The following is a 13,520-nucleotide window of genomic DNA, read 5'->3' on the forward strand; positions in this document are numbered from 1 at the left end:
CTGACGAAATGAACACTTATATATGTCGCCTCTCGCCGCTAAGGCGTCATGCACTTACCTTAATCGCAGAAGGATAATATGGGCAAATCTTTGGTTATTGTGGAATCGCCAGCTAAGGCGAAGACCATTAACAAGTATTTGGGCTCCGAGTTCATCGTCAAGTCCAGTATTGGCCATATTCGTGACCTGCCAACCAGTGGTAGTGCAAAAGCCAGCACGGTTGACCCTAAAGAGCGTGCTAAAGCCGCCGCGCTGACACGTAAAATGGCGCCTGAAGAAAAAGAAATCCATAAAAAGGCGAAGTCGCGTCAGCAACTTATTGCGCGCATGGGTATTGATCCAGAAAAGGATTGGGCTGCGCACTACGAAATTTTGCCGGGCAAGGAAAAGGTTGTCAGCGAGCTGAAAAAATTGGCCGAAAATGCCGACACCATCTACCTCGCAACGGATTTGGACCGCGAGGGAGAGGCTATAGCTTGGCATCTACGCGAGGCTATTGGCGGTGACGCCAGCCGTTACAAGCGTGTGGTGTTTAATGAAATTACCAAAAAGGCCATTCAGGCCGCATTTGAAAAGCCAACCGAGCTGGATATTGATCGGGTTAATGCCCAACAAGCGCGCCGTTTCTTAGATCGCGTGGTGGGCTACATGGTATCACCATTGCTGTGGGCAAAAATTGCGCGGGGCCTTTCTGCAGGCCGAGTCCAGTCGGTTGCGGTGCGCTTGGTGGTTGACCGCGAAAAAGAAATTCGGGCCTTTATACCCGAGGAATACTGGCAAATTCATACCGACAACAGCTCCGCTGCAGGTCAGCTTCGTCTTGAAGTGAAAAAGCAGGCGGGCGCCAATTTTCGTCCTGATAATGAAGCTGATGCCATGGCTGCAACAGCGGCTTTACGCAGTGCTGAATACACGGTCACTGCGCGTGAAGATAAGCCAACAAAAAGTCACCCGAGTGCGCCATATATCACCTCGACCCTGCAGCAGGCCGCGAGCACACGGCTAGGCTTTGGTGTTAAGAAAACCATGATGATGGCGCAACGACTCTATGAGGCGGGTTACATCACCTATATGCGTACCGATTCGACGAATTTGAGTGTCGACGCGGTAGCGGCTTGCCGGGACTATATCAGCAGTAATTTCCCTAAGGCATATTTGCCCGAGGCTCCGAAGTCGTATTCGAGCAAGGAGGGGGCGCAAGAAGCTCACGAAGCAATTCGGCCTTCCGATGTGAATATTGAACCGACCCAATTGGCGGGTATGGAGCGGGACGCCGAGCGGCTTTATGTATTGATTTGGCGGCAATTTGTAGCCTGTCAAATGGCGTCTGCCAGCTTTACCAGCACCTCTGTCGTGGTTACGGCTGGTGATTATGAATTGCGCACTCGCGGCCGTGTGGTTTTGTTTGATGGTTTTATGAAAGTGCAGCCGCCGAATGTGAGCAAAAAGGAAGAAGATCAAGAGCTGCCTGATGTCAAAGTGGGCGACCGGCTTGAGCTTGTTAAAGTTGATCCTAGCCAGCATTTTACCAAGCCATCGCCGCGTTATTCTGAAGCTGCACTGGTTAAAGAATTGGAAAAACGCGGGATTGGCCGACCGTCAACTTACGCCGCGATCATTTCTACGATCCAAGATCGGGGTTATGTGCGGGTCGATAATCGGCGCTTTTATGCTGAAAAAATGGGCGATATCGTTACCGATCGCCTCGTAGAAAGCTTTAGCAATTTATTGGATTACAGCTTCACTGCGCGCATGGAAGAGCTGCTCGATGAAGTGGCTGCGGGTGACAAAAACTGGAAAAAACTGCTCGACGAGTTTTATTCAGAGTTTCGCAAAACCCTTGAAGCTGCCGAAGCCGAAGATGCGGGCATGCGAAATAATGTGCCGACTGGGACAGATATCCCATGTCCGAATTGCGGTCGAACTATGCAGATTCGCACCGCCAGCACCGGTGTATTCCTAGGCTGTTCCGGTTACGCATTGCCGCCGAAGGAGCGTTGCAAACAAACCATAAACTTGGTGCCCGCCGAAGACTTTGTCAGTATAGATAGTGATGACGAAGAGGCGGAGTCTAAGGTGCTGCGCAGCAAACATCGCTGCGGTATATGCAATACCGCCATGGAAAGCTACGTTATCGACGCCACGCGGAAATTACATATTTGTGGCAATAACCCCGATTGCAGTGGTCATGAGATAGAGCAGGGCAGCTTTAAAGTGAAAGGCTATGAAGGCCCACTCATTGAATGCGACAAGTGTGGGCTAGATATGCAGCTCAAGACCGGTCGCTTTGGTAAGTATTTTGGCTGCACCGGTGAAGACTGTAAAAACACCCGCAAGTTGTTACGCAGTGGTGAAGCCGCGCCGCCGAAGATGGATCCAGTGCCTATGCCTGAGTTGCAGTGCGAAAAAGTTGATGACCACTATATTCTTCGCGACGGCGCGGCGGGGCTATTTTTGGCCGCAAGCGGCTTCCCCCGCAATCGGGAGACTAGGGCGCCGCTGGTTAAAGAAATACTGCCTCATCAGAGTGAAATTGACGAGAAATACGCCTTTTTGTTCAAGGCGCCAGCTCAAGATAGCGCGGGTCGAGATGCTGTTATTCGCTACAGCCGAAAAACGAAAGAACAGTATGTGCAGACTGAGGTCGAGGGTAAACCGTCAGGCTGGGCGGCGTTTTACGAAAACGATAAATGGGTGGTGCGCGAAAAGGCGGCAAAAGCGACCTCAACAAAGGCCGCGGCTAAGAAAGCGCCTGCTAAAAAGACGAAGGCGAGCAAATAATTGGCTAGTGTAAAGGAAAGTTATCGCGGTCAGTGCAATTTGCATATTTACTTTGCTGAGCAGTACCTCGCCCAGCTAGAGGCCTCTGATCCGCGTGATTGGGGTGGACATATTCAGCGAGCGATAGCGGATTCGCTGGTATGGCAGCTTCTACTGGCTTACCAGTGCCATCTTGCCGATCTCATTGATCAACAGCCTAAGTTTGGACTGTTATTGCCGCTGGGGCAGTTTAATGCGCGCTCGCTGGTGGCCGATGAGCTGCCACCAGAGATCGAGGAGTTGGCTGGGCGGGAAGTTGAGCCAGGCTGGCTTGCGACAATTATAAATTATCCCTTTGTCCAAACGGCCACTACTAATCGTGCACCACAAGGTGTTTTAGCGTGGGATGGTCAGTCGGAATCGGCAGTGAAGCCTGATTTAGCCGACTGTCTTATCGAGTTGAAATCGACAATTGCCCGCCATCGCGCGACCTTGATGGAGTATTGAATTAGGCCTGCAATTGGCGTCAGGCTGACGAGGTTTGATACAATGCCGTCAACGGCGTCGCGTTGACGTTTGAAATATCAAGGAATCCTTTGTGCTGTCATATTTAGAATTGGTTGAACTTGCTAACGGTGACGTTGTTTTACAGCGCTCGGAAGGTGATGAAAACCCTTTGGTGACGATTCGTTTTTCCGAGGAGACCCGCGAGCATATTAACGGCTCATGTCTCGAAATTGCCCGCGCCATGGTGCAGGCTGGTATTGAGGCAGTGTCTATTGCCGCTGCTGATGAAGGCTTTGCCGACGAGGCTGAAGCCGATTTAGATGAGTCGGAATTACAGTCTAAAATTATCCATTAAACGATTATACGCCTCAGTCATAGTGGCTTAGCGCGTTTAGTTTCTACTCTAGGCCTGCATCAGAATCACTAAGCATTCTGCCGCACCAGCCTTAGCTGCCGTAGCCAGTGCTCGACGTTCATCGTCGCGCAGTGGTCTTTCTAGCAATATCGCTACAGTGTGACTTTTGCCACGCTCAAGGGCGCGGATAGCAATTTCACTCAAATCCCGTTGGCTGTTAGACACTACCTGCAGAATTTTTTGACCGTGCTGATGGCTAGATGCACTCAGTAATGGTTTTAAGGGGCGGTCTGCAACCCAGCATAGCCAGCGTTGGTCGGAATTAGCACTGAGCTGTATGAGCATGGCCGCCAATAAGGGTTTGGATAGGTGTGCATCGCTGTGCATAGTGATTTCAGTAATCTGGCCTGCGGCAACAGCCGACTCAGATGCGTAGTGTAGTGGTATCTGTTCTATACAAGTCATGTCATTTAGCTCCCGCGTCTTAGTACACCAACACTTAAACCTTCTATAGCAAATTCCTGTTCTCGCAAATCTACTTGAATAGGCTCGTAGTCTGGATTTTCTGCAATCAGAGAAACGTGGTATTTGCTTTTTTGCTGCTGAAAGCGTTTTACGGTGACTTCATTGTCGATCCGCGCGACCACTATTTGGCCGTTGCGCGCTTCACTGCAGCGGTGTACTGCTAAAAGATCATCGTCAAAAATTCCGACGTTGATCATGCTGTCGCCCTTAACTCGCAGGAAATAGTCAGCGCTGGGAGAGAAAATTGACGCGGGCATATCGCAGTAATCTTCAATGTTGGCTTCAGCCAGAATGGGGTTACCTGCGGCGACACGCCCTATAATAGGAATACCTAAATTTTCGGGTAGGCGTATGCCTCTGGATGCGCCGGCAATAATCTCAATAGCGCCTTTGCGGGCGAGGGCTTTTAGGTGTTCTTCTGCGGCGTTAGGCGAGCGGAAACCGAGTACCCGGGCAATATCTGCGCGAGTCGGCGGATAGCCGGTGTCGGCGATATGGTCTTTGATTAGTTGCAAAATTTGGGCTTGCCGTGCAGTTAGCTTTTCCATAATTTTAGTATCTGTTTATCTATACAGGTACTGGTAGTATATACAGTGTTTTTGGGATGGCAAGACTTTGACAGAAAAATTGACCTAAGCGATTTGCATTTAACTCCCGATGCCATTTACTTGCTCTCTAGCTTGAGCGCATGCGTTTGTGCGTCGCGCATCATTTGCAAGGCATAAAAAAGCCGCCCATAGTCACCTAGGGCGGCCTTTTGCTATACGCTTGCGGCTAAAGCATGAATTTGCTTTTAGTATTCGTCGAGTAGACCGTTAATTACGTCACTTTCGATTTCGGATAAGGGGTTATTCCAATTCTCGGGAACCATTGTGTCGTCGAGAAAACGATAGTCATCATCACTCAATTCAAAAGCATTCCGCCAGTCTTCTGGCTCTTCAACTTGCTCTAAGCTTAATTGTCGCCAGCTTTCCATGTCGTATTGGCATAATTCGCCATCAATTAATTGTGCTTCAACTGAGTCGCTGTCATCGTCAACAGCAACAACTTCAAAAAGTTGCTCAGATTCCATATCCTTGTACCATTTACCGACTAGGGGTCTTAGTCTTGCCATGATTGCCACCTCTGCTAAAGCCTGCCTTCAAACTAACACTTAGGGAAATGCTGTCTAGTAGGTATTTTTCGCTAGCCGAGTAAGGTGTCCGTGCTGCTGACTGTGGGTCTTTACGACAATTCACTGTATATTCAGTGGGCTAGCCTCTTTTTTTAAACCGCTTATTTATTTATAAGTAAGGTTTTTATGGTGCATTTGTATAAGCCGAGCTGGCTTAGAAATGAAATTGTATAGAAATGATGACGGATTACAGTGATGTTTAAGCAGTGGTGGGACAGTTTTCAGCCAGATCAATATCCGTGGTTGGGCGATGTATTTATTGTTGTGCTGATTATTTTGGTAGCAAATTTAATTGTTAGTAGATTAATGGCTCGTTTAGCACATAAATTTTCGACAACGCATAACCTCTGGGATGATGCCTTGTTGGAGGCAGCGCGGCGCCCGGCGGTATTGATGGTTTGGGCGGTAGGTGCGAGCCATGTATTAGAAATTATTGGTCGGTCGACGGAGGCGGAAATTTTTTCGGCACTGGACTCGCTGCGCGCGGTTGGTGTGGTATTGATTTTAGCGTGGTTTTTAGTGGCGCTGGTGCGTCAGGTTGAACTGCGCTTGCTGTCCGATGAATACACCGCTCGCGACGAGGCAGTTGACCGTACAACGGTCATGGCGCTTGGTAAATTAGTGCGCACTGCGGTGATTATTGTTTCTGGGCTTATGATTTTACAAAATCTTGGCTACAGTATTTCCGGCGTTTTGGCCTTCGGGGGTATTGGTGGTATTGCGGTGGGTTTTGCCGCTAAAGATTTACTGGCTAATTTTTTCGGTGGTCTAATGGTGTATTTAGATCGACCTTTTTCGGTGGGCGACTGGATACGCTCTCCCGACAAAAATATTGAAGGCACGGTAGAAAATATCGGCTGGCGACAAACGCGAATTCGTACATTTGATCAGCGTCCTTTGTATGTGCCTAATGCTACTTTTGCGCAAATTTCGGTAGAAAATCCGTCGCGAATGTTGAATCGCCGTATTTATGAAACGATTGGCGTGCGTTATGAAGATGCCGCGCGTCTGCCGGAAATTATCAATCGGGTTAGGGCGATGTTAGAAGATCATGCCGATATCGACTTAGGTAAAACTCTGATCGTTAATTTCAATACGTACAACGCGTCGTCTTTAGATTTCTTTGTTTATACATTTACCAAAACCACAAATTGGGTTGAATACCATAAAATTAAACAAGATGTACTGCTGAAAATTCTAAATATCATTCATGAGCTTGGTGGCGACGTGGCCTTTCCTACAACCACTATTAAGCTTGATCCTATTACAATAGAAAGCGCCCAAGGGCACACTGCGGAGTTTAAAAATGGGTAAAACAATAGCGGTTATTGGCGGAACGGGATTATGTGACTGGCCTGGTGCCGAGGTGCTTGAAGAGACCGCGTTGGAGACGCCCTACGGTGAACCCAGTGCCTTGCTTCAACGGATACGCTATGAGTCTGCTGAGTTTTTGTTTCTTGCCCGTCATGGTCACGGGCATGAAATACCGCCACATGCGATTAACTACCGCGCGAATATTGCCGCGCTGCAGCAAGCTGGTGTAGATGCTTTGATCGCGGTCAATGCGGTGGGGGGCATTAGCGAGCGCTTTGTTGCGGGTGTTATTACTATTCCAGATCAAATTAATGATTACACTTGGGGGCGCCAGCACACCTTTTTTGATGGTGAAAATGGCAAAGTAGAGCATATTGATTTTAGCTTTCCCTATAGTCAGGATTTGCGTTCTCGTCTGGCGAATGCTGCGGTTGATGCCAATATTGCCATTGAAGATTACGGGGTTTATGCCGTGACCCAGGGGCCGCGTTTAGAAACGGCAGCGGAAATACGCCGTCTTGCTAGAGACGGCAACGATATTGTGGGTATGACCGCAATGCCTGAAGCGGCTTTAGCCAGAGAGGCTGGGATTGACTACGCGTCGATATCCTTAGTCGTCAACCCTGGCGCAGGGCTAAGTGATAATCTGATTACGATCGAAGATATCCGCGCTGTTATCGATACTGGTATGGTGCAGGTCAAATCCATTCTGGCGCGTTGTATCGCCGAGTATTGATTATTATTAAGTTTATGACCGGAGCATTGCTCCGGTCATTGCCTTATTCTTTTGGCGCTTTAATTTTTGTTACTTTAATAATGACCCCAAATTTTGGGTGGTCAATAAAGTGCAGCTCATCACTACGCATCCGCCGCTGTTGTTTCATCACCACGATTTGCTCAATGGGATGGTCTATATCTTGCTGAGATTGCACACTGGGCTCAAAATCTGGGTTTTGCTGCTTAAATTGGAGGTACTCTGGGCTGCTTTCAAAGGCCTTGTCGGCCAGTGAAGACAGTTCTTCAGGTTCATCATAGCTTTGCGGTTGGTGTGGTAAATAATAATTGCCGCTGCGGCTACCGTAGCGCACCAGCCATAGATTAGTATCGACGTGCAGATAGCGTTCTACAGCAATGCGAATATAGCCCTCAAGTTCATAATGTTTTCCAAATTGCCTGCCTCCCTGTATCAAAATAGCCGGGGATTTTTTGCGCGGTAGCAGGTCTTGCTCCCAGCTGGCGAGAAATAGGGGTTTGTATCGGGACGACATGCGCAGGGATTGGGCCGCTTTAGCAAACTCCGGGTCGCTGCTGTCGACAATGCGCGGTGAGCTGCTGTTGGTCTGCAGGCGCACCCATTTTCTGGGGTAGCGTAAATGCACATTGTCGGGCCAGTCTTCTTCATACATATTGCCGGGATCATTATTGGCATAGACCACCATATCAATATGAAATCGATCGGTATTTTGGCCGAAAGCCGCAGCGCTAAATCCCCAGAGCAGTAGTAGGAGTAGGGCGTAGTAGCGGCGGTGATCTAGTGTACTCATAGTGCTCGGTCTCATTTTTAAATGCGGTCTTACTATCGCAGTTCTATTGTTTTGCTGCCAGCTTGCTGAGCAGTGCTTCAACAAAATCAAAGCGTTGCGCAGGGTCTTCTAAGGGCTCTTTGAATTTTAAGGCATTGGCGCCGTCGAGTTGATAGCGCGCTGGTGCCATTTGCACGAGTTTGACGATATTTAAAGGGTGAACTTGGGTGTCTTCCGCAAACTCCACTCGACCCCCTTGGTTTGAGGCTTCAATTTTACTTAATCCTAGGGCGCCGGCATGAAGTCGGATTTCGGCGCAGCGAAACAGGTTTTTGACCTGATTGGGTAGCAGGCCAAAGCGATCGATCATCTCAACCTGTAATTCTCGCAACTCGTGGCTGTCGACGGCGCTCGCGATGCGTTTATAGAGCATGAGCCTACTTTGGACATCGGGTAAGTATTCGTCCGGTATTAGTGCCGGTAGGCGTAAATTCACCTCAATGTGGTCAGCGTTATTATCTTCTAGGTTTATTTTCTTGCCGGCTTTTATCGCGTTTACGGCGCGGTCGAGCATGTCCATATACAGGGTGAAGCCTATAGAGTGGATTTGGCCACTTTGGCCCTCGCCCAATAGCTCGCCAGCGCCGCGGATTTCCATGTCTTGGGTGGCAAGGGTGAAACCCGCGCCTAAGGTGTCAGCTTCACTGATGGCGGTTAAGCGCTTTTGGGCATCACTCGTCAATTGTTTCACGGGTGGCGTTAATAAATACGCGTAGGCTTGGTGGTGTGAGCGACCTACGCGACCGCGCAGCTGATGAAGTTGGGCGAGGCCAAATTTATCAGCGCGGTCAATAATAATGGTGTTGGCATTGGGTACGTCGATGCCAGTTTCAATAATCGTTGAGCACACCAAGACATTGTGACGTTTGTGGTAAAAATCACTCATCACCTGTTCGAGTTCACGCTCGCGCATTTGGCCGTGGCCAACGCCAATCCGTAACTCGGGAATCATGGACTCCAGGTCGCGTGCGGTTTTTTCAATGGTTTTGACCTCGTTGTGGAGGTAGTAAACTTGGCCGCCACGTAAAATCTCGCGAAGGATTGCCTCCTTAATTAGCCCGTCGTCAGACTCCCTAACAAAGGTTTTGACCGATAAGCGTCGGGCGGGCGGGGTGGCGATAATAGATAAGTCGCGAATGCCCGCCATCGACATATTCAATGTGCGAGGGATCGGCGTGGCCGTCATGGTTAATACATCGACTTCGGCGCGGAGGTTTTTCAAGGCCTCTTTTTGGCGTACCCCAAAGCGGTGCTCCTCGTCGATAATAACTAAGCCGAGGTTTTTGTAGTGAATGTCGTTACTTAGTAATTTATGGGTGCCGATTAAGATGTCGACCTTGCCGGCGTGAAGTTCGGCGATGACGCCTTTCTGTTCGGCGGCGCTGCGAAACCGCGACAGCACTTCTATGTTCACGGGCCAGTCAGCAAAGCGGTCGCGAAAGGACTCAAAATGCTGCTGAGCGAGTAGGGTGGTGGGTACTAAAATAGCTACTTGAGTGCCATTTTGTACCGCGACAAAGGCGGCCCGCACCGCGACCTCGGTTTTGCCAAAGCCAACATCGCCGCAAACCAGGCGATCCATGGGACGCAGTGATTTTAAATCGCCCAGGACCGCTTCAATGGCGACTTGCTGATCGGGTGTTTCCTCAAAGGGGAAGGCGTCCGCGAATTGTTGATAGTCTTCGTCGCTGAGTTCAAAGGCGCGACCTTCTCGGGCTTCGCGGCGGGCATAAATATCCAATAATTCCGCGGCGACATCGCGAATTTTTTCCGCTGCTTTGCGTTTGGCCTTACTCCACTGTTCGGTTCCGAGTCGGTGCAGGGGCGCGTTGTCGTCGTCGGCGCCACTGTAGCGGCTTATTAATTGCAGCGAGCCCACCGGCACATAGAGCTTGGCGCCATCGGCGTACTCAAGGGCTAAAAACTCGCTGGCTTGATTGTCGACATTGAGTGACTGCAAACCTAAGTAGCGGCCAACGCCGTGATCGGCGTGCACCACAGGGGCGCCGACACGCAGTTCCGCGAGGTTTTTGACCACGCTCTCGGCTGTGCTGGCGGCGGCTTTCTTGCGGCGACGGCTCTGAGATACCCGCTTGCCGAAGAGTTGCGACTCCGCAATGAGGGCAAAGGCGTAGGGGGCATCGCCTGAGATACCTTCGTCAATAGGAGCAATGGTAATGCCAAATTCACATTTGCTGTCGGCAAAGGCTCGCCAGCTGGCAAAGGACTCTGGCTTCAGTTTGTGGCGCGCCAATAAATCAATTAAGGCTTCGCGTCGCCCGGCCGATTCGGCGCATAGCAAGACTTTACGGTGCTGGCTATAGCTCCGTAAGGCGGCAATGGGATCGCTGTGTTTGGCGTCTATGCTCAGTGGTGGCGCTGTCGCAATAGCAAAGTTAAAGCTGCCCGCAGCGGCGGGAAGCTCACCTTCGCTCAAGCTGATGCGCGGATAGTTTTTGAGTGTGGCGAAGAGTTCCGGTACGGTTTGGAATACCCCCGCTGGCTGCAAAACGGGCCGCTGTAAATCCCCTATACGTTGTTCGTAGCGCTGTTGTATGTCTTGCCAATAATGCTCGGCGGCCCCTTCAATCCCTGTGGTGTTTAACACCCATGTGTTATTGGGTAAGTAGTCAAATAGGGTGCCGGTTTGCTGAAAGAACAGCGGTAGGTAATATTCAATGCCAGCAGGCGCGATGCCATCACTGACATCTTGATAAACGGGGCATTTGCGATGGTCGACATTAAAACGTTCGTGCCATTGGCGGCGAAACAGGGCGATGCCGTTGTCGTCTAACGGGAATTCTTTGCCCGGTAATAAGCGTATTTCGTTAACGGACTCAATGCCGCGCTGGGTTTCTGGGTCGAAGCTGCGCAGACTGTCTATTTCTTGATCCAAGAGGTCTAGGCGATAGGGAAATTCGCTGCCCATTGGGAATATGTCAATAATCGCGCCGCGACTAGCGTATTCCCCGTGCTGATAAACCGTATCTACGTGGTGATAGCCGCTTTTTTCGAGTTCTAGGCGGAAGGTGCTGATGTCGACGTGTTGGCCACGTTTAAGAAGTAAGCTGTGTTGGCGTACATAGTCGGGTGGCGCAATCCGCTGCATTAGGGTGCTGATGGGGGCAACCAAAATGCCGTTTGCCATTGTTGGCAGTTCACTCAGGGTGCGCAGGCGCTCCGAAACAATGTCTTCGTGTGGTGAAAAATTATCGTAAGGCAGTGTTTCCCAGTCAGGCAGCAGGCGCACGGGTAGCTCGGCAGCAAAAAACCGCAGGTTTTGTTCAAGCTGATAGGCGGAGGCTGTGTCCGCAGTCAGCAGGAGTACCGGCTGGTTTAGCGATCTTGCTAATTCAGCGGCAACGAGGCCGTGGCTCGCAGAGGGGCATTGTCCCCAGCGCAGAACGCCAGCTTTAGGGGGGGTATTAATTGCGGGTAATTCAATCACAGTCGGGGAATTCTGCTTTGGTCAGTGATAAATGCTGCATTGTAACCCGCTATTGGTAGTTATTACATTGCACAGATGGCGATGGGCGGTTGAACTTGAGGGCAGTAATAAAGATAATACGCGCACAATTTTCTCCTCCCCGCCATGCAAAGGGTATCTGCCGTGACTGAAAGAAGACGTGAGCGTCCTGATGATTACTTCGCCGATTGGAAAGAACGCGAAGCGTTAGCAGAGGGGATGATCCCTCTAATTGGTAAACTTTACCGCTCCAATAACGTTAAAACCTACATTTATGGTAAGAATCTGGTCAACCTTTCGGTGCTGGATATCATGCAGGCCCACCGCTTCGTGCGTCAGGTTGAGCAAAACGAAATTTCCGAGTTTGAAACCTTTCCAATTATTCAGGCGCTCTCCACGCTAGACCTCGGTACTGCACATATCGATGCTGGGCGTATTGCGGTTAATTACGAGGAAACAGCTAAGGCTAGCGGCCAGTCTGTTGAAGATTTTGTTCGCAGCCAGGTGGCTAAATTGATTGGTGGCGCCAAAGAGCCGGGCCGTCCGTCACGTGACGTAGTCTTATACGGTTTTGGTCGTATTGGCCGTTTGGTTGCCCGCCTATTGATAGAAAAGGCCGGTGGTGGCGCTAATTTACGCCTGCGTGCGGTTGTTGTTCGTCACGGTGGCGCCGAAAATGATTTGGTAAAGCGGGTTAGCTTGCTGCGCCGCGACTCCGTTCACGGCCCCTTTAACGGCACAATCCGTGTTGATGAGGAGCGCCAGTCCTTCGTTGCCAATGGCGTCGAAGTGAAGGTGATTTACGCCAATTCACCGGACGAGGTGGACTACACTGCCTATGGCATCAACGACGCTATTTTGGTTGATAACACCGGCAAGTGGCGCGATGTCGAGGGCTTGTCTACGCATCTCGGTCGTCCGGGTATCGCCAAGGTTATTTTGACTGCACCTGGCAAGGGCGATATGAAGAATATTGTACACGGTGTTAATAGTGATCAAATTCTGCCTGAAGACACTATTATCTCTGCTGCTAGTTGCACTACCAACGCTATTGCGCCGCCACTTAAAGTGCTCGACGACAAGTTTGGCGTTGAAAACGGTCACGTTGAAACCGTTCACTCTTACACCAATGACCAGAATTTGATCGACAATTACCACAAAGGTGATCGTCGTGGTCGCAGCGCGCCATTAAATATGGTTATTTCTGAAACGGGTGCAGCGAAGGCGGTTGGTAAAGTATTGCCAGCGATGTTGGGTAAATTGAGCGGCAACGCAATTCGAGTGCCGACCCCCAATGTGTCTTTGGCCATTCTTAAGTTGAACCTGAAGGCAGAGACGACTAAAGAAGAGCTTAACGAATTTATGCGTAAAGTCGCTCTGCACTCGCCACTGCGTAAGCAAATAGACTACTCTAACTCGCCAGAAGTAGTGTCTAGTGATTTTGTTGGTTCGCGTCACGCCTGCGTTTTCGATAGCGAGGCAACCATCGTGAATGGCAAAAGCGCTATTTTATACTGCTGGTATGACAATGAGTTTGGCTATAGCTGCCAAGTACATCGCGTACTTGAGAAAATGGCCGGTGTTGAATACGCGGTTTACCCCCAAGATTAATTGGGGGAGGGCTGAGTTGGCCGCCAACCAGCCCTGACCGTAAATGTTTACGCTGATGACCGATATCATCAGTCAAGCAGTGGTAAGCAGTCCGGCGAGTCTTTATACTTGCCGCAGTTTTTGGGACGCACAATGATTAAGTCGTTTGTGCGTTGCCCCCGGCGCGTTTTCACGCCCGAGTTTACGCAGATTTGCAATTTCGCGTTCAACCATAAGAGTGTTAGA

General features: G+C 50.1%; 11 protein-coding genes. 6 read left to right on the plus strand and 5 right to left on the minus strand.

Translation table 11 applies throughout. The annotated features are described in order from the left end of the window. Nucleotides 1–78: 78 nt before the first annotated feature. The 3 genes from topA to AZF00_RS07825 all read left to right on the plus strand — a co-directional run bounded on the left by topA (nt 79) and on the right by AZF00_RS07825 (nt 3,622). A complete protein-coding gene (gene topA, locus AZF00_RS07815; RefSeq protein WP_008247632.1) occupies nt 79–2,781 on the plus strand; it encodes a type I DNA topoisomerase in 2,703 nt (900 codons plus the stop codon). Next, nucleotides 2,782–3,267, plus strand: coding sequence for a hypothetical protein (locus AZF00_RS07820; protein ID WP_008247634.1), 486 nt, complete (start codon nt 2,782–2,784; stop codon nt 3,265–3,267). A gap of 91 nt (nt 3,268–3,358) precedes the next feature. Then, nucleotides 3,359–3,622 (plus strand): hypothetical protein, encoded by a 264-nt coding sequence (locus tag AZF00_RS07825; protein ID WP_008247636.1) that lies wholly within the window; start codon nt 3,359–3,361, stop codon nt 3,620–3,622. Between the two features lie 48 nt (nt 3,623–3,670). On the opposite strand, the gene AZF00_RS07830 is transcribed toward AZF00_RS07825, so the two are convergent. The 3 genes from AZF00_RS07830 to AZF00_RS07840 form a co-directional block, all read right to left on the minus strand. Continuing rightward, on the minus strand, nt 3,671–4,087 hold the full coding sequence (locus tag AZF00_RS07830; RefSeq protein WP_008247637.1) for a SulA-like leucine-rich domain-containing protein: 417 nt from the start codon (nt 4,085–4,087) through the stop codon (nt 3,671–3,673). A 5-nt stretch (nt 4,088–4,092) separates the two neighbouring features. Next, on the minus strand, nt 4,093–4,695 hold the full coding sequence (gene lexA / locus AZF00_RS07835) for a transcriptional repressor LexA (RefSeq protein WP_008247638.1): 603 nt from the start codon (nt 4,693–4,695) through the stop codon (nt 4,093–4,095). A 245-nt stretch (nt 4,696–4,940) separates the two neighbouring features. Further along, nucleotides 4,941–5,261, minus strand: coding sequence for a DUF6763 family protein (locus AZF00_RS07840; protein WP_040802689.1), 321 nt, complete (start codon nt 5,259–5,261; stop codon nt 4,941–4,943). Between the two features lie 255 nt (nt 5,262–5,516). Between AZF00_RS07840 and AZF00_RS07845 the strand changes: the two genes are divergently transcribed. Together AZF00_RS07845 and AZF00_RS07850 are read left to right on the plus strand one after the other, a co-directional pair. Then, nucleotides 5,517–6,635 carry a mechanosensitive ion channel family protein gene (locus AZF00_RS07845; RefSeq protein WP_008247640.1) on the plus strand — a complete coding sequence of 373 codons (1,119 nt, stop codon included), beginning with the start codon at nt 5,517–5,519 and terminating at the stop codon, nt 6,633–6,635. Then, a complete protein-coding gene (locus AZF00_RS07850; RefSeq protein ID WP_008247641.1) occupies nt 6,628–7,371 on the plus strand; it encodes an S-methyl-5'-thioinosine phosphorylase in 744 nt (247 codons plus the stop codon). The genes AZF00_RS07845 and AZF00_RS07850 overlap by 8 nt, the downstream gene beginning before the upstream one ends. Before the next feature lie 43 nt (nt 7,372–7,414). Here the strand turns inward: AZF00_RS07850 and AZF00_RS07855 are convergent, their stop codons facing one another. Both AZF00_RS07855 and mfd read right to left on the minus strand, forming a co-directional pair. After that, the gene (locus AZF00_RS07855) at nt 7,415–8,179 is read right to left on the minus strand and encodes a CsiV family protein (protein WP_008247642.1); all 765 of its coding nucleotides are present in this window, start codon (nt 8,177–8,179) and stop codon (nt 7,415–7,417) included. A gap of 43 nt (nt 8,180–8,222) precedes the next feature. Continuing rightward, entirely contained in the window at nt 8,223–11,666 is a 3,444-nt protein-coding gene (mfd, locus tag AZF00_RS07860) for a transcription-repair coupling factor (protein ID WP_008247643.1), read from the minus strand. Between the two features lie 162 nt (nt 11,667–11,828). Between mfd and AZF00_RS07865 the strand changes: the two genes are divergently transcribed. Beyond that, the gene (locus AZF00_RS07865) at nt 11,829–13,295 is read left to right on the plus strand and encodes a glyceraldehyde-3-phosphate dehydrogenase (RefSeq protein WP_418112929.1); all 1,467 of its coding nucleotides are present in this window, start codon (nt 11,829–11,831) and stop codon (nt 13,293–13,295) included. The last annotated feature ends 225 nt before the right edge of the window (nt 13,296–13,520 follow it).

It is taken from the genome of Zhongshania aliphaticivorans, from assembly GCF_001586255.1.
In the GTDB taxonomy this organism is placed as follows: domain Bacteria; phylum Pseudomonadota; class Gammaproteobacteria; order Pseudomonadales; family Spongiibacteraceae; genus Spongiibacter; species Spongiibacter aliphaticivorans.